Consider the following 18,275-nt stretch of genomic DNA (forward strand, 5'->3'; position numbering starts at 1 on the left):
ATAGCTTCCCTGCGCGGTCGGGCCGCGTCGTGCATGCCAGCTTGTTGGGGAAACCCTTAGATTGCGCGGGCGGAATAATAGGACTGCAGGGACCGGACTTCAAGCGAACGGCCCCGAGCGGCCCGGCAGGCACGCGCCATGGCGATGCTCGCCGCGACCGTGGTGACGTAAGGCACCTTGCGGTTGAGCGCAGTCGCGCGGATCGACTGGCTGTCCTTGAGGCTCTGCCAGCCTTCCGTCGTGTTGAAGATCAGGCTGACGTCGCCGTCGACGATCCGGTCGACCACGTGCGGCCGCCCCTGTGCGACCTTGTTGACCTTGGCGACCTTGAGCCCGCGCGCGGCGAGATGGTCGTGGGTGCCGCCGGTCGCGATCACGTCGAAGCCCAATTCGAGCATGGCCTCGACCGCCGGGACGATCGCCTCCTTGTCGCTGTCCTTGACCGACACGAACAGGGTCCCGCCCTGCGGCATCACGGTGCCCGCACCGATCTGGCTCTTGGCGAAGGCCATCTCGAAGTCGTCGGCGATGCCCATCACCTCGCCGGTCGACTTCATCTCGGGGCCGAGCACCGGGTCGGTGCCGGGGAAGCGGGCGAAGGGGAAGACGCTCTCCTTGACCGCGACATGGGCGATCGCCCGGTCGATCGGCGGCAGGTCGGCGAGCATCTCGCCCGCCATCACCCGCGCCGCGATCTTGGCCACCGGCACGCCGATCGCCTTGGCGGTGAAGGGCACCGTCCGGCTCGCGCGCGGATTGACCTCGATGAGGTACACCGCGCCGTCCTTCACCGCATATTGGACGTTCATCAGGCCCTTGACCTTGAGCTCGAGCGCGAGCGCCCGGGTCTGCCGCTCGATCTCGGCGATGATGTCGGCGGGAAGGCTGTGCGGCGGGATCGAGCAGGCGCTGTCGCCCGAATGGACGCCAGCTTCCTCGATATGCTCGAGCACGCCCGCGACCACCACGTCGGTCCCGTCGCAGATCGCGTCGACATCGACCTCGGTCGCGTCGCGCAGGTAACGATCGACCAGCACCGGGCTCGATCCCGACACCTGCACAGCGGTCGCGATATAATGTTCTAGCTGCGCCGGACCGTCGACGATCTCCATCGCCCGCCCGCCGAGCACGTAGCTCGGCCGAAGAAGCACCGGATAGCCGATTCGCTCGGCGACCTTGAGCGCCTCCTCCCGGCTCCGCGCGATCCCGTTCTCGGGCTGGCGGAGGTCGAGCCGGGCGACCAGCGCCGCGAACCGCTCGCGGTCTTCGGCAAGATCGATGCTGTCGGGACTGGTACCAAGGATCGGGATCCCCGCCGCCTGCAGTCCCTCGGCGAGCTTGAGCGGGGTCTGCCCGCCCAATTGCACGATCACACCCGCAAGCTCGCCCTTCTCGCTTTCGCGGGTGACGATCTCGAGCACGTCCTCGTGCGTCAGCGGCTCGAAATAGAGCCGGTCGCTGGTGTCCGGATCGGTCGAGACCGTCTCCGGATTGCAGTTGACCATGATCGTCTCATAGCCCGCACCGTCGCGACCCAGCGCGAAGCTCGCGTGGCAGCAGCAATAGTCGAACTCGATCCCCTGCCCGATCCGGTTCGGCCCGCCGCCGAGGATCACCACCTTGCGGCGATCGCTGATTTCCGCCTCGTCTTCCGGCTCGCCGAACAGCGGCGCTTCATAGGTCGAATAGAGATAGGGCGTCGAGGCGTCGAACTCGGCCGCGCAGCTGTCGATCCTTTTGTAGATCGGCCGCACGCCGAGCTTCAGCCGATGCTTGCGCACCTCCGCCTCGGTCACGCCGCCGGTCATCGCGCGCATCGCTGCGTGGACGATTCCGCCGCCGCGCGCCTGCATCTCGCTCATTTCGCGGTTCATGCCCGTGGAGCGAAGGCTGAGCTGCGCGAGCCGGCTGTCCGAGAAGCCCATCGCCTTCAGGCGCCGCATCTCGGCCGAATCGTTGGGCAGCCCGAAGGCCCGCACCTGGCCCTCGGCCCGGACGATCTCGGCCAGCCGCTCGAGGAACCAGGGGTCGAAGCCGGCGATCTCGTGGATGCGCGCGACGCTGATCCCGTGGCGGAGCGCCTCGGCCGCGACCAGCAGCCGGTCGGGGGTCGAGACCGCCAGCGCGGTCTCCACTTCCTCGACGCTCGCCGTCTCGAGATGCCGTACCCGGTCCAGGCCGCACAGCCCGATCTCGAGCCCGCGAAGCGCCTTCTGCAGCGACTCCGCAAAACTACGCCCGATCGCCATCACCTCGCCGACTGACTTCATCGCGGTCGACAACTCGGCCGGCGAGCCCGCGAACTTCTCGAAGGTGAAGCGCGGGATTTTGGTCACGACATAGTCGATCGTCGGCTCGAACGACGCGGGGGTCGCCCCGCCGGTGATGTCGTTGGCGATCTCGTCGAGCGTGTATCCCACCGCCAGCTTGGCAGCGACCTTGGCGATCGGGAAGCCGGTCGCCTTGGACGCCAGCGCCGAGGACCGCGACACGCGCGGGTTCATCTCGATGACGATCATCCGCCCGGTCTTGGGATCGACCGCGAACTGGACATTGGAGCCGCCCGTCTCGACCCCGATCTCGCGAAGCACGGCGATGCTCGCCGAACGCATCCGCTGATATTCCTTGTCGGTCAGCGTCAGCGCCGGGGCGACGGTAATCGAATCCCCCGTATGCACCCCCATCGGGTCGACATTCTCGATCGAGCAGATGATGATGGCATTGTCCGCGCGGTCGCGGACCACCTCCATCTCATATTCCTTCCACCCGACCAGGCTCTCGTCGATCAGCACCTCGGTCGTCGGCGAGGCCTCGAGCCCGGTGCGGACGAAGTGGAGATATTCGTCGCGATTGTAGGCGATCCCCCCGCCCGTCCCGCCCAGCGTGAAGCTTGGCCGGATCACGACCGGAAGCCCAATCGTGTCGAGCACGCCGAGCGCTTCCTCGACCGTGTGGATCACCGCCGACTTGGGGCTCTCGAGCCCGATCGCGTCCATCGCGTCGCGGAATTTCTGCCGGTCCTCGGCCTTCTCGATCGCCTCGGCATTGGCCCCGATCAGCTCGACCCCCAGCCGGTCGAGCGTCCCGTCCTTGTAGAGCGCCAGCGCGGTGTTGAGCGCGGTCTGCCCGCCCATCGTTGGAAGCAGGGCGTCGGGCTTCTCCGCCTCGATGATCCGCGCCACCACCTCGGGCGTGATCGGCTCGATATAAGTCGCGTCGGCGAGCTCGGGATCGGTCATGATCGTCGCCGGGTTAGAATTGATGACGATGACGCGATAACCCTCGGCCCTCAGCGCCTTGACCGCCTGGCTGCCCGAATAATCGAACTCCGCCGCCTGCCCGATGACGATCGGGCCAGCGCCGATGATGAGGATGGAGGAGATGTCGGTACGGCGGGGCATTACTTCCTGGCTTCCTTGATCATCCCCATGAACCGCTCGAACAGATAGAAACTGTCCTGCGGCCCCGGGCTCGCCTCGGGGTGATATTGCACGCTGAACGCGGGCCGGTCCGCCAGCTCGATCCCGCAATTCGACCCGTCGAACAGCGACACATGCGTTTCGCGCACGTTGTTCGGCAGTCCCTCGCGCTCGACCGCGAAGCCGTGGTTCATGCTGGTGATCTCGACCGCCCCGTCGGCCAGCCGCTTGACCGGATGGTTGGCGCCGCGATGGCCCTGGAACATCTTGCTCGTCCTGCCCCCCACCGCGAGCGCGAGAAGCTGGTGGCCGAGGCAGATGCCGAACAGCGGCTTGCCCGTCTCCAGCATGCTGCGGATCACCGGAATGGCATAGTCCCCCGTCGCCGCCGGATCGCCCGGCCCGTTCGAGAGGAAGAAGCCGTCGGGCTCGTGCGCCATCACTTCCTCGAAGGTGGCGGTCGCCGGAAGGATCGTCACCCGCGCCCCGGCTTCGACCAGGTTGCGGAAGATGTTGCGCTTGGCACCATAGTCGATCGCGACGACGTGGGGCCTGGTCCCCTGCCCTTCGACTTCGCTCAGGGCGAACGAACCGTTCCCATTCTCGTTCGTGCTGAGCGAAGTCGAAGCACGCTCGCGCTCCTCCCCCGCATAGCCCAGCTCGATCGTCCACTTGCCGCCCGACCACACCCGAAGCTGCTCGCAGGACACTTCCTTCGCCAGGTCCATCCCCTCGAGCCCCGGCCATGCACGAGCCATCTCGACCAGCGCCGGCACATCGAATTCGCCAGCGGCCGAATGGGCGATGACCACCGTCGGCGGCCCCTCCCGGCGGATGAGCTTCGTCAGCGCCCGCGTATCGACTCCCGACAGCCCGATCCGCCCGTGCTTCGCCATCCAGGCCGGAAAGTCGCTCCTCGACCGGAAGTTGCTTGGCCCCGTCACCGCCTCGCGCACGATCGAGCCCACCGCATGCGGATCGTCGGCCTCGACGTCCTCATCGTTCGCCCCGACGTTGCCGATGTGCGGGAAGGTGAAGCAGACGAGCTGCCGTGCAAACGACGGGTCGGTCATCACCTCCTGGTAGCCGGTCATGGCGGTGTGGAAGCACAGCTCGGCCACCTCCGCCCCCTCGGCCCCGAAGCCCTGTCCCCAGACCACCCGTCCATCGGCGAAGACGAGGGCGCCGGTGGCTCCCTTCGGCATGGGCGTGGGCGCAGGACTGGCCATCGGATGGAGGGCTCCGTGAGAGTGAAAACCGGCGATGTCGCTAAGCCGCCGCCGCTACGGCCTTGCGCGGTGCTGGTCAACTGCGCGCTTCGAAGACTCTCGCGGGATGGTCAACCGCGCTGCATATGGATTATGCGCGCCTCCATGATCCGAGACACCATCAAGACCGCGCTCGTCACCGCCATGAAGGGCGGGGACAAGGCCTCCACCAGCACCATCCGCCTGATCCAGAGCGCGATCAAGAACCGCGACATCGAGCTTCGCACCGCCGCCGCGCCGGCTGACGACGACGCGCTGGTGACCGAGGTCCTCCAGAAGATGATCAAGCAGCGGCGCGAATCGGTCACCATGTACCGCCAGGGCAACCGCGAGGAACTCGCCGCCCAGGAGGAAAGCGAGATCGCCGTCATCGAACGCTTCCTCCCCGCCCAGCTGTCCGACGAGGAAGCTTCGGCCAAGGTCCGCGAGATCGTCGCCGAGCTCGGCGCTTCAAGCATGAAGGACATGGGCCGTGTCATGGCCACGGTGAAGGAGCGGCTGGGAACGAGCATCGAACCGGCCCGGGCGAGCGGGCTGGTCAAGGGGGCGTTGAGTTCCTGACAAGCGTGCTTCGACTTCGCTCAGCACGAACGAGATAAGTGCCCTAACCAGTTTTGCTCGTCCGGAGCGAAGTCAAGGAGCGCTTGCCGGCTCGTCCCATCCTCGTTCGCCCTGAGCGAAGTCGAAGGGCGCTTGCGCTTCCGTTCAACCCTCACCATCGTTCGCCCTGAGCGAAGTCGAAGGGCGCAGGCGCGAACGCCTCCACATGCAACTGCACTTCTGGGTCTATCTTTTGGGCTGCGCCGACGGCTCTTATTACGTCGGTCACACCGATAATCTCGAGAAGCGCTTGCACGAGCACCAGAACGGCATTCACGAGGGCTACACGCAAAAGCGGAGGCCCGTTCGACTGCTGTGGTCCGAGGCCACCGGGAGTCGCGAGGAAGCTCTCGCGTTCGAGCGCCGCATCAAGGGCTGGACCCGCGCCAAGAAGGAAGCGCTGATCATCGGTGACTGGGCCGCAATCAAATGGCTATCGAAGCCGCCGAGCGAACGTGCTTCGACTTCGCTCAGCACGAACGAACCGTGTAAGATAATCGCGAATTTTCGTTCGTCCTGAGCGAAGTCGAAGGACGTTATCGCACCCCCATGCTGACCCCCGCCTTCCTCGACGAACTGCGCGCCCGCACCACGCTCAGCAGCGTCATCGCGCCGCACGTCAAGCTCACCCGTGCCGGGCGCGAGTGGAAGGCCTGCTGCCCGTTCCACAACGAGAAGACGCCGAGCTTCACCGTCAACGACGAGAAGCATTTCTACCATTGCTTCGGATGCTCGGCGCACGGCGACGCGATCCGCTTTCTCACCGACCATCTCGGCCTGCCCTTCATGGACGCGGTCAAGGAGCTTGCCTCCGCCGCCAACCTCGAGGTGCCCGCCGCCGACCCGCGAAGCCAGGAACGGGCCAAGCGCCAGGCGACCCTCCACGACGTCATGGCCGACGCGCAGGCCTGGTTCGCCGAGCAACTGGACGGGATCGATGGCGCCGAGGCGCGCGCCTATTGCCAGAAACGCGGCATCGGCGCGGGCGCGATCAAGCGCTTCGGCATCGGCTTCGCCCCCGACCGCCGAAACGGGCTGCGCAAGGCGCTGGAGCGCCACGGCGACGCCAGGCTCGTCGAGTGCGGCCTCCTCATCAGCATCGAGGACGAGCCGAAGAAGGAGCCCTACGACCGGTTCCGCGGACGGCTGATGATCCCGATCCGTGACCAGCGCGGGCGCGTGATCGGCTTTGGCGGGCGGATCCTCGGCGCTGGCGAGCCCAAATATCTCAACTCGCCCGAGACCGTACTCTTCGACAAGGGCTCGTCCCTCTACGCGATCGACCGCGCCGGCCCGGCCTCGCGCCAGGCTCGGCGGCTGATCGTGGTCGAGGGCTATATGGACGTGATCGGCCTCGACCGCGCCGGGATCGCCGAGGTTGTCGCGCCCAACGGCACCGCGCTGACCGAGCGCCAGCTGGAGCTGCTCTGGCGGCTCGATCCCTCGCCCATCCTCTGCTTCGACGGCGACAAGGCCGGGTCCAAGGCCGCGATCCGCGCCGCCACCCGCGCGCTTCCGATGCTTGGTCCGGAGCGGACCCTTTCCTTCGTCACCCTGCCCGAGGGGCAGGACCCCGACGATCTGGTGACTTCGGGCGGGCGCGAGGCGGTCGAGGCGCTGCTAGGCCGGCCCGAGCCTTTGGTCGACCGGCTCTGGCGCCACGAGGTCGACTCCACGCCCCTCGCCACCCCCGAGCAGCGCGCCGGCCTGAAGCAGCGGCTCCTCGACCATGCCGCGGCGATCGCCGACCGCAGCCTCTCGCAGCTCTATCGCGACGAGTGGATGGATCGCTTCTTCGCCCTCAATCGCCGCGAACGCCCGGCGTTCGAGCCGCGCTCTCCTGGCCAGTCGCCCCAGCGCCGCGGTTCCTGGGTCCGCGGCAAGGGCTTCGTCCCGCCTGAGAAGCCGCTCGAGGACGCGACTCGCCAGATCGGCCGAGAAAGCGTCGGCCCGCAGGAGGCGCGCGCCATCGCCGCCGGGCTCGCCGCCTACCCCGACCTCATCGCCGAGGAGTTCGACCTCCTCGCCGCCCTGCCCTTTGCCGACCCGTCGGCCGAGGCGCTCAAGCAGAGGCTGCTCGACGCCGCCCTCCACGACGCCCTTGACTCGCAGGCGCTCCAACCCATCTTGGCAGACGAGCGGACCGCCTCGCTCCTCCTCGAGGTGCAGCGCGGGACGAACGTGATCTTCTCCTTCAACCGCAGCGAGACCGATCCGGCGCGCGGCCGGGCCGACCTCAAGCTCGTGATCGAACTATTGGGTGCCAAGCGGGAGATCGCGGCGGCGCTCGGGGCGATGGAAGCAGAAGTACTCGAAAGGGAGGAAGCTGTGACGGAACGGTTACGTCTTCAGCTCACTCTCCATGACCTTAACAGAAAGCTGGTAGATTTGACTTCCAGCGATTAAGCGCAGCGACCAACCATGGCCAAAGTCGAAACCCAGGACACCGACGATCAGGACGGCGGCGACGCCCCCCTCATTGATCTCAACGATGCATCAGTCAAAAAGCTGATTGCGCGCGCCAAGAAGCGCGGCACCATCACCATCGACGAATTGAACGAGGCGTTGCCTCAGGACCAGATGTCGTCCGAGCAGATCGAGGACGTCATGTCCGCGCTCAACGACATGGGCGTCCAGATCGTCGAGAAGGATGACAGCGCCGACGACGAGGAGGAGCAGTCCGACTCCGAATCGGCCAGCGACGACGAGGTCGATCCGCTCGACGACGGCGGCCCGCGCCCCGCGGCGGCGGTCAAGAAGGAGACGGTCGATCGCACCGACGATCCCGTCCGCATGTACCTGCGCGAGATGGGCGCGGTCGAACTCCTCTCCCGCGAGGGCGAGATCGCGATCGCCAAGCGCATCGAAGCCGGCCGCGACACGATGATCTGGGGGCTGTGCGAAAGCCCGATCACCTTTAACGCGATCATCGAATGGTCGACCGCCCTGAACGAGGGCCGGATGCAGCTGCGCGAGATTCTCGATCTCGAGGCGATGCTGTCGAAGGGCCCCAGCGCCGAACAGCTCAACGCCGCCGAGAATGACGAGGACGGCGACGGCGAAGTCACCGCCGCGGCCGCCGGCCCGACCCTCAAGGAAGAGGAAGAGCCCGAATCGGCCCCTGCCGACGGCGACGACGAGGACGAGCTGCGCGAGAATCGCGCGCCCAAGCCCGCCGAGGAAGAGGAAGAGGACAACACCCTCAGCCTCGCCCAGATGGAAGAGACGCTCAAGCCGCAAGCGCTCGAGCGGTTCGCCGCCATCACCGACCATTACAAGAAGTTCGCCAAGCTCCAGGACGCGCGCCTTGCCTGCATGGCCGCCGGCACGCCCTTCTCCCCCGCCAAGGAGAAGGACTATCAGAAGCTTCGCGAGCAGCTCACGGCCGAGGTCGAGAGCATGCAGTTCCACAACGCCAAGATCGAGTATCTGGTCGAGCAGCTCTACAGCTACAACCGGCGCCTGACTGCGCTCGGCGGCCAGATGCTGCGCCTTGCCGAGCGCCACCGCGTGCCGCGCAAGGCCTTCCTCGACAGCTACATGGGCCATGAGCTCGACGACGGCTGGCTCGACCGCGTCGCGACCATCGACAAGAAGTTCGCCGCCTTCGCCGCGGCCGAGAAGGACAGCGTCGACCGCATCCGTACCGAGATCGGCGAGATCGCCCAGGGCACCGGAATGGCGCTCAGCGAGTTCCGGCGGATCGTCAACCAGGTCCAGAAGGCCGAGCGCGAAGCGCGCATCGCCAAGAAGGAAATGGTCGAGGCCAACCTCCGCCTCGTCATCTCGATCGCCAAGAAATACACCAACCGCGGGCTGCAGTTCCTGGACCTCATCCAGGAAGGCAACATCGGCCTGATGAAGGCGGTCGACAAGTTCGAGTATCGCCGCGGCTACAAGTTCTCGACCTACGCGACCTGGTGGATCCGCCAGGCGATCACCCGCTCGATCGCCGACCAGGCGCGGACCATCCGGATCCCGGTCCACATGATCGAGACGATCAACAAGCTCGTCCGCACCAGCCGCCAGTTCCTCCACGAGACCGGCCGCGAGCCGACCCCGGAAGAACTGGCCGAGCGCCTCTCCATGCCCCTGGAGAAGGTCCGCAAGGTGATGAAGATCGCCAAGGAGCCGATCAGCCTCGAGACCCCAATCGGCGACGAGGAAGACAGCCACCTCGGCGACTTCATCGAGGACAAGAATGCGGTCATCCCGGTCGACGCCGCGATCCAGGCCAACCTCAAGGAAACGGTCACCCGCGTCCTCGCGAGCCTGACGCCGCGTGAGGAGCGAGTCCTCCGCATGCGCTTCGGCATCGGCATGAACACCGACCACACCCTCGAGGAAGTCGGCCAGCAGTTCAGCGTCACCCGCGAACGCATCCGCCAGATCGAAGCCAAGGCGCTGCGGAAGCTCAAGCACCCGTCGCGGAGCCGGAAGATGCGGAGCTTCTTGGATCAGTAATTCTCAAATATATGAGCTTGCTTGGGGGGACTAAGTGGTTTTTTATCGCGATTGGGGTTTTTCGCAGCCTCCTTTTCAGACTAAATCACTACCCGCTGATGCATTAGGTGAGCGACTCCTCGTTGGTCGGGCCGACGAACTTGCAAAGATCAAGCGACGGATTCAAAACGGTCCAAGAATTGTCACCGTTGAAGGTGAGATCGGCATCGGAAAGACTAGCGTTGTAAACGTCGCAGCTTTCCAGCTCTTCAGGGATTACATCAACAATGGTGAAGGCAGCTTCATCATTCCTTGCAGCGAGATTTTTCAACTTACTCCTGATACCATCGCTGAAGAGTTCATCGATCACGTCTACCGAGAGGTTGCTCAAACACTTATTCAGCGAGCAGCTATTATTGGAGGCACCGATCGTAACCTGAATGTCCCGACTCTAGATCGAATCAATAAGTGGCTGAATGCTCCTCAGATCTCATCCTTAGAGGCTGGCGCATTCGGATTTAATTTTTCATCGTCAGGTGAAAATAATTCTTCTACTGGGTTCGACCGAAGTGGATTCAGGCAACTTATCCGCTCTTGGCTCAAAGACTTGTTCGTTGACGAAGCGTCTGAAGGCATCATCTGTGTAATTGACAATCTCGAACTCTTGCAGACATCAGAGCGCGCTCGCACTATCATCGAAACATTCCGCGATACACTTTTCAATGTCCCCGGTCTGAAGTGGGTTCTCTGCGGAGCATCTGGTATATTCTTCGGAGTCGCCTCATCCAAGCGATTGGCTGGTCGCCTCCACGCTCCAGTGGAGATTCAGGCGTTAACTCCCGATATCGCACCTCAGATCATAGAGAGCCGTGTGCGGGCTTTTGCACTCCCTCAGACTTCACCGTACATGCCGCTTCTGGTTGAGGATTTCGACAGACTTTATAATATCCTCAGAGGAAATCTCAGGGATGTTCTGGGCGATGCTGACAACTATTGCCAGTGGATCGCTGATAGAGCGTTGCCGCGTACCGAAGAAGAAAAGCGAGCGCATTTTACAACTTGGCTCAACGACAGGTGCGAAGCTGCTTATCGTTCTATCGCTAGCGAAGTGCGCCCAAGAGCGTTCAAAGTTTTCAGGACGGCGGTCGAACTCGACGGCATTTTCTCGCCCAGCGATCATGCTCAATTTGGCTTTGAAACGTCGATGGCATTCGACCGCACATCAAATCACTAGAGGTACAAGGACTCATTGTCAGCTCTCAAGATGATTCCGATGGCCGGAGAAAAATCATAACGATTACTCCGAAGGGCTGGCTGATTGAGCATTATCTCGCCCATTTGAGTTAGATTTTCTGCTTGTGACTATACGCTTTGCGTTCTGACCAAAGCAGTGGACTTCAATTACCCGGATCTTTGCTAGGGCGCGGCTGACAGGCTGCAGCGTGCGGCTCGGACGCGCAAATATGAGCAGCGCAGGCTATGCGCTGCCGTTCCTGCACCTACTTGACTAGTCCCGAAAGACGCCACTTACCGCGCGACTACGAGGCTCGGTGACAGTAGCGCCTCCGCTCTCAACCCTCACTCGAACCGATAGAAGCACCGCACCGCCACATCGCCCGCCGCGAGGTGCCGCTTCTGCCCGTCGAGGTGATCGCCGGCGCGGCGTATGTCGGCGCCGATGAGGCCGCCGACCTTCTCCGTGTGAAGGGGCACGCGATAGCGGCAGAAGCCGTCGCCGCCCTGACCCATCGTCCGGTCGTAGCAAGCCGCCCGCCCCTCGGCGAACTGCTTGACGAAGCGGAAGTCATATTCGTCGAGCTGGCCATGGAAGAAGAAGCGCATCTCCTTCACCCTTGTGGCGCGCGGGCGCTTGATGTCGACCACCATCTCGATCCCGTGGACCGGCTCGCCGATCATCTGGAGGTCCCTGGGCTCGATCGCGAGGATCGTCAGCGGGCCCTCGCGCTTCTTGATCAGAATCTCGTTTTGCAGGACCGAGTTGAACGCCGCCTCGCTGGTCCGCGGGCAGGCCTCGGCCCCCGTCGCGACCATGACGCCCAGCGCCAGCAGCCCGCTTGTCGATCGCCGCATCATGTCGTCCCCCCTTCGCAGCCCGCGCCATCAAGAAGCCGCGCGGCCGCTCCGTCAAGCAGGCCCCGCCGCTCCCTCGCCGACCGCCCACTCCTCCCGCGTCCCCGCATCGCGCACCCGGTCCACCCGCGCCCCGTCCCAATGATAGTCGAGGTGCCGCGCCTGGACGGGCGGCCCGCAGAGGTCCGGCCAGAAGAGCGCGAGGCACTCGCCGCCTTTCGCCCGCACGCTCGGCCACAGCAGCGCCTCCGTCCCCGCCGCCCGCCGCGCCGCGCCGTGGGCTTGCGCGGCCGCATAGTCCCGCGGATCGAGCAGCGCCGTCTCCCCCTTCCCCACCCGCTCGGCGCGGACCTTCACCGGCACCACCAGCTCGCGGAACTGGCTGGTCCAGCCGGGCGGCTGGTCGGTCGCGCGCATGAAGCGGGCGAAGTGGTGGATCGTCTCGGCGAGCGCGGTCCCGAAACTGTCGGCGACGTAGAGCACGCCATAGCTGCCGTCGCTCCACCGGCTCGGGCGGTCGCGGCTGACATGGGTGAAGGGCGCCATGACGAGGCTCGCGCCCGGCCCGCTCACCCGCCGCTCGGGCGGCACCAGGTCGAGCGCGCCGACGCTTAGCGCCAGCCGCGGGTTGGTCTTGGCCTCGGCGGCGAGCAGCAACGGCCAGTCGGCCGGATCGGCGATGTCCTCGAACAGGTCGATCGGCGGAAAGCTGCTCCGGATGATCCGCCGCGCCTCGGGCCAGTCGACGAGGACGGTCTTGTGACTACTCACCGTGTCGTTCGCCCTGAGCGAAGTCGAAGGGCGTGCTTCGACTTCGCTCAGCACGAACGGGAAAGCGAGTCGGTTTGGCGAGCCCACCCCGGCGCGCACGCCAGTGCGTGACGATGGCCATCACCACCCGCCCCGCTCCGCATCGAGATAGCGCCGCACCCGCATCAGGTCGGTGAGCTCGCCGCCGAGCATTACCTCGAGCGCGCTCGCGCCCGCGAACGCGGCATTGGGCGCCCTCACCCACGCATAGCCGCGTGCGGGATCGGTGAAGAGGATCCGAAGCGCCTTGTGGATGCCGAGCAAATTGCCGAGCCGGGCCTTGAGGTCCCGCCCCATCCGCGGCGGAGCGTCGGCCTTCCACCGGCGGTAGGTGCGCAGCGGCGCGTCGAGCAGGACCGCGCCTTGCGCGTCGGTCACCCCCCAGCGCTCGAACAGGGTCCGCACCGCGCGGAACGCCGCCTGCCCCTCGGCCTCGCTGATCGCGGCGCTTCGGGGCGGCTCGGGCTCGGCGCCCGCGGGAACGAGGGAGAGGGCCATGCGGAACAATCTAGGTACGATGATGCCAAATGGCAACCTCTTGCCTAGTAGGATTTCGCATGATGTGGTGATCCGGTGATGCTTCCGGCCACCATCTTCGCCAGCCACCAGGGGACAAAGAGCGCGGAACCCCCGCACCCTGTGAACTTCGAGAACTTCGGGTCCTCGCGAGACCCCCGCACCCTGTGAACTTCGAGAACTTCGAGAACTTCGCGCCCTAGCGGCAGGCGGCGGCCTCGCGGCGGCAGGTCCCGTCGACCGAACCCTGGTCGAGCTTCAGCCCGACCCAGCTCGCCAGCGTGGGCAGGATGTCGACCGTGTCCGCGGCCCCGGTCGGCGCCGCCGGGGCGAGGCCGGGGGCCATGAAGACGATCGGCACCCGCCGGTCATAGTCGTGGGGGGTGCCGTGGCTCGCGGTGTAGCCGGGCCCGGGCCTTGCGACGGTGCTGACATAGGGCTTGAGGACGACGATGAAGTCGCCCGAGCGGCCCGCGTCGAACGAGGCCCGCACCCGCTGCTGGATGGTCCAGCGGCTGGGGTCGCCCGACGGGACCGGCAAGCGAGCGAGCTCGGCCGCGGTGAATACCGCCTCGACCTGCCGGTGCGCCCTGTAGCGGGTGACCGCGGCGGCAAGGATGCGGGGGCGGTCGGCGGCGGGAATGGCGCGGTCGAGCCAGACGTCGCCGCCCACCCCCTCGCCGAGCAGCACGGCGCCGCTGCGCCCGACCTGGGGCCCGAGCAGCTTGCCGACTTCGCCCGCGGCAAGGCCCGGGTCGGCCCGCTCGGCGGCGGTATTGCCGTTAGCGCGGAGCCGCTCGACGAGGTCGAGCCCGCCATGGTCGGCCGACAGCACCACCGCATAGTCGACTTTGCGGGTGTCGAGCCAGGCGAGGAAGCGGCCGAGCTCACCGTCGAGCACGAGCATCTGCAGGCACATCTCCTGCCCGCCCCAGCCGTAGCTATGCCCGACATAGTCGGTCGCGCTGAGGCCGACCGAGAGGACGTCGGTCGCAGGCCCCTGGCCGAGCCCCATCTGCTGGGTCAGCGCGGCGGCCAGCGCCAGCGTCGCCCCGTCGATCTCGGGCGAGGCGCGCAAGGCACGGGCGTCGCCCGCCGCGCGGCCGAGGGTGCCATTGCCGACCGTCACCGTCGGGCTCACCTGGTAGGGCGTGGCGCGGGCTTGGCAGAGCGGCGGCGGGACCAGCGCGGAACGCGGGGCGGCGAGGCTCGCGGCGAAGGAGGAGCGGAAGTCGGTGACGATCCTCGGCACGGCGGCGTCCTTGCGGTCGCTCGCCCAGCCCTTGCCGTCCCAATAGTAGCGCTGGTCGACCGCGCGTCCGCCCATCATCACCGCGGCGCGGTCCTTGCCCGCGACCGCGACGTTGCGGCTGCGCGGATCGGCTGCCTTCAGCCGGTCGCCCAATGTCGAGGCGCGGAGGTGCTCGGGGCTGACGCTATAATCCTTCGACGAGGAGCCCGCGACCCGCTCGTCCTCGGCGCAGTAGATGCTCTTGTCCGACCGCGCCGCGCCCTGGTCGATCCAGTTGTTGGCGACGATCCCGTTCGCTGCCGGGTGCCGCCCGGTCAGAAGGGTCGAATGGCCCGGACAGGTCTCGGTCGCGGCATGGCTCTGGTAGCCGTTGGCGAAGACCACCCCGCGGTCGATCAGCCTCTTGAACCCGCCGGTGAAGTGCGGGCGATAGGCTTCGAACAGGTCACTCGACAGCTGGTCGACCGAAATGGCGACGATCAGCTTGGGGCTCCGCGACGGCTGCTGGGCGGCGGCGGGAACGGCGACAAGCGCGGAGGCGGCGAGGAGGAAGGTACGCATCGCCCTCTCCTACCCCGCTGCGAAGCGGGTAACTAGCCCAGCTTCGCCTTCAGCCGCTCGTTGACCACGCCCGGGTTGGCCTTGCCCGCCATCGCCTTCATCGTCTGGCCGACGAAGAAGCCGAACAGCTGGACCTTGCCCTCCCGATACTGGGCGACCTTGTCGGCATTGGCCTCGAGGATCCGGTCGATCTCGGCGTCGATCGCGCCGGTGTCGCTGGTCTGCTTGAGGCCTTCGCGCTCGACGATCGCATTGGCGCCGTCGCCGCTCTCGAGCATCTTCTCGAATACGGTCTTGGCGATGGTGCCGCTGATCGTGCCGTCGGCGACGAGGCCGAGAAGCTCGGTGGCCTGCGTCGGCGTCACCGGGCAATCGGCGATGTCCCGGCCCAGCCGATTGAGCGCGCCGAACAGCTCCGCATTGACCCAGTTGGCGGCCCGGACCGGCTCGGCGCCGGCGTCGAGCAAGGCGTCGAACCAGCGCGCGGTCTCGACCTCGGCGGTCAGCACGCTGGCATTGTAGGGGGTGATGCCGCTCGCCTCGTAGCGCTTACGCTTGGCGTCGGGCAGTTCGGGCAGCGACGCGCGGCAGTCCGCGATGAACTGGTCGTCGAGCTCGAGCGGGAGCAGGTCGGGATCGGGGAAGTAGCGATAGTCGTGCGCGTCTTCCTTCGACCGCAGCGACCGCGTCTCGCCCTTGTCGGGATCATAGAGCCGAGTTTCCTGGACGACGCTGCCACCCTCCTCGATCAGCTCGATCTGGCGGCGGGCCTCGAGCTCGATCACCTGCTGCACGAAGCGGACCGAGTTGACGTTCTTGGTCTCGGTCCGGGTTCCGAACTCGGCTCCGGGCTTGCGCACCGAGACGTTGACGTCGGCGCGCATCGAGCCCTCTTCCATGTTGCCGTCGCACGAGCCGACGTAGCGAAGGATGGCGCGCAGCTTGCGGAGATAGGCCCCGGCTTCGGCGGGCGAGCGGAGGTCGGGCTTGGAGACGATCTCCATCAGCGCGACGCCCGAGCGATTGAGGTCGACGTAGCTCATCGTCGGATGCTGGTCGTGCATCAGCTTGCCCGCGTCCTGCTCGACGTGGATCCGCTCGACGCCGATGGTACGCGCGCTCGCCTCGTCCTTCTCGTCGACGAGGACAGTGACCGAGCCCTCGCCCACCAGCGGATGATAGAGCTGGCTGATCTGGTAGCCCTGCGGCAGATCGGCGTAGAAATAGTTCTTCCGGTCGAAGCGCGACCACTTGTTGATCTGCGCGTCGATCGCGAGCCCGGTTCGGACCGCCTGCCGGATGCACTCCTTGTTCGGGATCGGCAGCATGCCGGGCATCGCGGCGTCGACGAGGCTGACCTGCGTGTTCGGCTCGGCCCCGAAGGCGGTCGCAGCGCCGCTGAACAGCTTGGCATTGGAGGTCACCTGGGCGTGGACCTCGAGGCCGACCACGACCTCCCACTCGCCAGTTTCGCCCTTGATGCGATAAGGTGCGTTCGCGTCGGCCATTACCACCACTTCCCCGGACGCGCGGTGAAGCCCGCGCGTTCTTCAATCGCCAGACCGGCGTTCAGCACGCCCTGCTCGTCCATCTCGCGGCCGATCAGGTGAAGGCCCAGCGGCAGGCCCTGGCTGTCGAGGCCACCGGGCACGCTCATCGCGGGCAGGCCGGCGAGGCTGGCGGGCACGGCGAAGACGTCGTTCAGATACATCGCCAGCGGATCGCTCATCTTCTCGCCGATTCCGAAGGCGGCGCTCGGCGCGGTCGGGGTCAGGATGATGTCGCACTGCTCGAACGCGCGGGCGAAGTCCTGCTTGATCAGCGCGCGGACGCGCTGCGCCTTGGTGAAATAGGCGTCGTAGAAACCGGCCGAGAGGACGTAGGTGCCGATCATGATCCGGCGCTTGACCTCGGTGCCGAAGCCCGCGGCGCGGGTCGCGGCATACATGGCGTCGAGGTTGCCGCCTTCCGGCGCCTCGCGAAGCCCGTAGCGGACCCCGTCATAGCGGGCGAGGTTGGACGAAGCCTCGGCCGGCGCGATGATGTAATAGGTCGGAAGCGCATATTTGGTGTGCGGAAGCGAGATGTCGACGATCGTCGCGCCTGCATCCCTGAGCCAGGCGATCCCCTGGTCCCACAGCGCGTTGATCTCGTCCGGAACGCCGTCGATCCGATATTCCTTCGGAATGCCGACGCGCTTGCCTTTGAGATCGCTCGACAGGCCCTGTTCCCACGCCGGGACCGGCGCGTCGAGCGAGGTCGCGTCCTTGGGATCGAAGCCGCTCATCGCTTCCAAGAGGATCGCGCAGTCGCGCACCGTGCGGCTCATCGGGCCGGCCTGGTCGAGCGACGAGGCGAAGCTAACGATGCCCCAGCGGCTGCAGCGGCCGTAAGTCGGCTTGATCCCCGTGATCCCGGTGAAGGCCGCGGGCTGGCGGATCGAGCCGCCGGTGTCGGTGCCGGTGACGCCCGGAGCAAGCCCCGCCGCGACCGCCGCCGCCGACCCGCCCGAGCTTCCGCCCGGGGTCAGCGAGGCGTTGCCACCGTCGCTCCGCTTCCAAGGGCTGATAACCGGACCGTAGGCGCTGGTCTCGTTCGACGAGCCCATCGCGAACTCGTCCATGTTGAGCTTGCCGAGCATTCCGGCGCCGGCCTCGCGGAGCTTTGCCGAGACCGTGCTCTCGTAGGGCGGCTTAAAGCCCTTGAGGATGTTCGAGCCCGAGGTCGTGTCGACGCCCTCGGTCGCGAACAGGTCCTTGATTCCGAGCGGAATACCCGACAGCGGCTTGAGGTCGCCCGACTGGCGCCCGGCGTCGGCCGTGTTGGCGCAGGCGAGCGCGTCCTCGGGAGTCTCGACCGTATAGGCGTTGAGCGTGCGGGCGGCCGCGACCGCGGCATTATACTGCTCGGCGATCTCGCGAGCGGAGAAGTCACCGGCACGAAAGCCGTCGCGGAGCTGGGTCAGCGTGAGGGCGGTGAGGTCGGCCACTATTCGATCACCTTGGGGACGGCGAAGAAGCCGTGCTGGGCGTCGGGGGCGTTCAGCAGCACCTTGTCGCGGACGTTGCCGCCGGTCAGCGGGTCGGCGTCGATCACGTCATCGCGAAGCCGCAGCTTCTGGTCGATGACGGTGGCGAGCGGCTCGACGCCGGTCGTGTCGACTTCGCCGAGCTGCTCGACCCAGCCGAGGATGTTGTTGAGTTCGGGCACCAGCGCCTCGACTTCCGCGTCGCTCATCTGGAGCCGCGCAAGCTTGGCGATGTGCCGCACGGTGGCGGTATCGACGGACATAAAGGCGCGTTAGCGAGGGGGAGC

General features: G+C 66.3%; 14 protein-coding genes. 5 read left to right on the top strand and 9 right to left on the bottom strand.

Features of this window, described 5'->3' with window-relative positions:
• Positions 1-56: 56 nt before the first annotated feature.
• Entirely contained in the window at positions 57-3,401 is a 3,345-nt protein-coding gene (carB, locus tag ABD727_RS08855) for a carbamoyl-phosphate synthase large subunit (protein WP_344707039.1), read from the bottom strand.
• Positions 3,401-4,648, bottom strand: coding sequence for a glutamine-hydrolyzing carbamoyl-phosphate synthase small subunit (carA, locus tag ABD727_RS08860; RefSeq protein WP_425566781.1), 1,248 nt, complete (start codon positions 4,646-4,648; stop codon positions 3,401-3,403). The genes carB and carA overlap by 1 nt, the downstream gene beginning before the upstream one ends.
• A gap of 144 nt (positions 4,649-4,792) precedes the next feature.
• On the opposite strand from carA, the gene ABD727_RS08865 reads away from it, so the two are divergent.
• The 5 genes from ABD727_RS08865 (at position 4,793) to ABD727_RS08885 (ending at position 10,964) form a co-directional block, all read left to right on the top strand.
• On the top strand, positions 4,793-5,248 hold the full coding sequence (locus tag ABD727_RS08865; RefSeq protein ID WP_344707041.1) for a GatB/YqeY domain-containing protein: 456 nt from the start codon (positions 4,793-4,795) through the stop codon (positions 5,246-5,248).
• 205 nt (positions 5,249-5,453) lie between these two features.
• Positions 5,454-5,807, top strand: coding sequence for a GIY-YIG nuclease family protein (locus ABD727_RS08870; protein ID WP_344707042.1), 354 nt, complete (start codon positions 5,454-5,456; stop codon positions 5,805-5,807).
• 29 nt (positions 5,808-5,836) lie between these two features.
• Complete coding sequence (gene dnaG, locus ABD727_RS08875) at positions 5,837-7,693, top strand: DNA primase (protein WP_344707043.1); 1,857 nt, start codon at positions 5,837-5,839, stop codon at positions 7,691-7,693.
• Between the two features lie 15 nt (positions 7,694-7,708).
• Positions 7,709-9,751 (top strand): RNA polymerase sigma factor RpoD, encoded by a 2,043-nt coding sequence (rpoD, locus tag ABD727_RS08880; RefSeq protein ID WP_344707044.1) that lies wholly within the window; start codon positions 7,709-7,711, stop codon positions 9,749-9,751.
• A gap of 34 nt (positions 9,752-9,785) precedes the next feature.
• Positions 9,786-10,964: an ATP-binding protein gene (locus ABD727_RS08885; protein WP_344707045.1), complete on the top strand. Its 1,179-nt coding sequence runs from the start codon at positions 9,786-9,788 to the stop codon at positions 10,962-10,964.
• Positions 10,965-11,308: 344 nt separating this feature from the next.
• On the opposite strand, the gene ABD727_RS08890 is transcribed toward ABD727_RS08885, so the two are convergent.
• The 7 genes from ABD727_RS08890 to gatC form a co-directional block, all read right to left on the bottom strand.
• Positions 11,309-11,821 (bottom strand): hypothetical protein, encoded by a 513-nt coding sequence (locus ABD727_RS08890; RefSeq protein ID WP_344707046.1) that lies wholly within the window; start codon positions 11,819-11,821, stop codon positions 11,309-11,311.
• A 54-nt stretch (positions 11,822-11,875) separates the two neighbouring features.
• Positions 11,876-12,592, bottom strand: coding sequence for an RES family NAD+ phosphorylase (locus ABD727_RS08895; protein WP_344707047.1), 717 nt, complete (start codon positions 12,590-12,592; stop codon positions 11,876-11,878).
• A 120-nt stretch (positions 12,593-12,712) separates the two neighbouring features.
• Positions 12,713-13,129, bottom strand: coding sequence for an MbcA/ParS/Xre antitoxin family protein (locus tag ABD727_RS08900; RefSeq protein ID WP_344707048.1), 417 nt, complete (start codon positions 13,127-13,129; stop codon positions 12,713-12,715).
• Between the two features lie 217 nt (positions 13,130-13,346).
• Complete coding sequence (locus ABD727_RS08905) at positions 13,347-14,960, bottom strand: alkaline phosphatase family protein (protein WP_344707049.1); 1,614 nt, start codon at positions 14,958-14,960, stop codon at positions 13,347-13,349.
• Positions 14,961-14,992: 32 nt separating this feature from the next.
• Positions 14,993-16,468 carry an Asp-tRNA(Asn)/Glu-tRNA(Gln) amidotransferase subunit GatB gene (gene gatB, locus ABD727_RS08910; protein ID WP_344707050.1) on the bottom strand — a complete coding sequence of 492 codons (1,476 nt, stop codon included), beginning with the start codon at positions 16,466-16,468 and terminating at the stop codon, positions 14,993-14,995.
• Positions 16,468-17,949 carry an Asp-tRNA(Asn)/Glu-tRNA(Gln) amidotransferase subunit GatA gene (gene gatA, locus ABD727_RS08915; protein WP_344707051.1) on the bottom strand — a complete coding sequence of 494 codons (1,482 nt, stop codon included), beginning with the start codon at positions 17,947-17,949 and terminating at the stop codon, positions 16,468-16,470. Before gatA ends, gatB begins: the two co-directional genes overlap by 1 nt.
• Positions 17,949-18,251 (bottom strand): Asp-tRNA(Asn)/Glu-tRNA(Gln) amidotransferase subunit GatC, encoded by a 303-nt coding sequence (gene gatC / locus ABD727_RS08920; protein ID WP_344707052.1) that lies wholly within the window; start codon positions 18,249-18,251, stop codon positions 17,949-17,951. Before gatC ends, gatA begins: the two co-directional genes overlap by 1 nt.
• Positions 18,252-18,275 lie beyond the last annotated feature (24 nt).

This window comes from Sphingomonas swuensis (genome assembly GCF_039538045.1).
Classification (GTDB): domain Bacteria; phylum Pseudomonadota; class Alphaproteobacteria; order Sphingomonadales; family Sphingomonadaceae; genus Sphingomicrobium; species Sphingomicrobium swuense.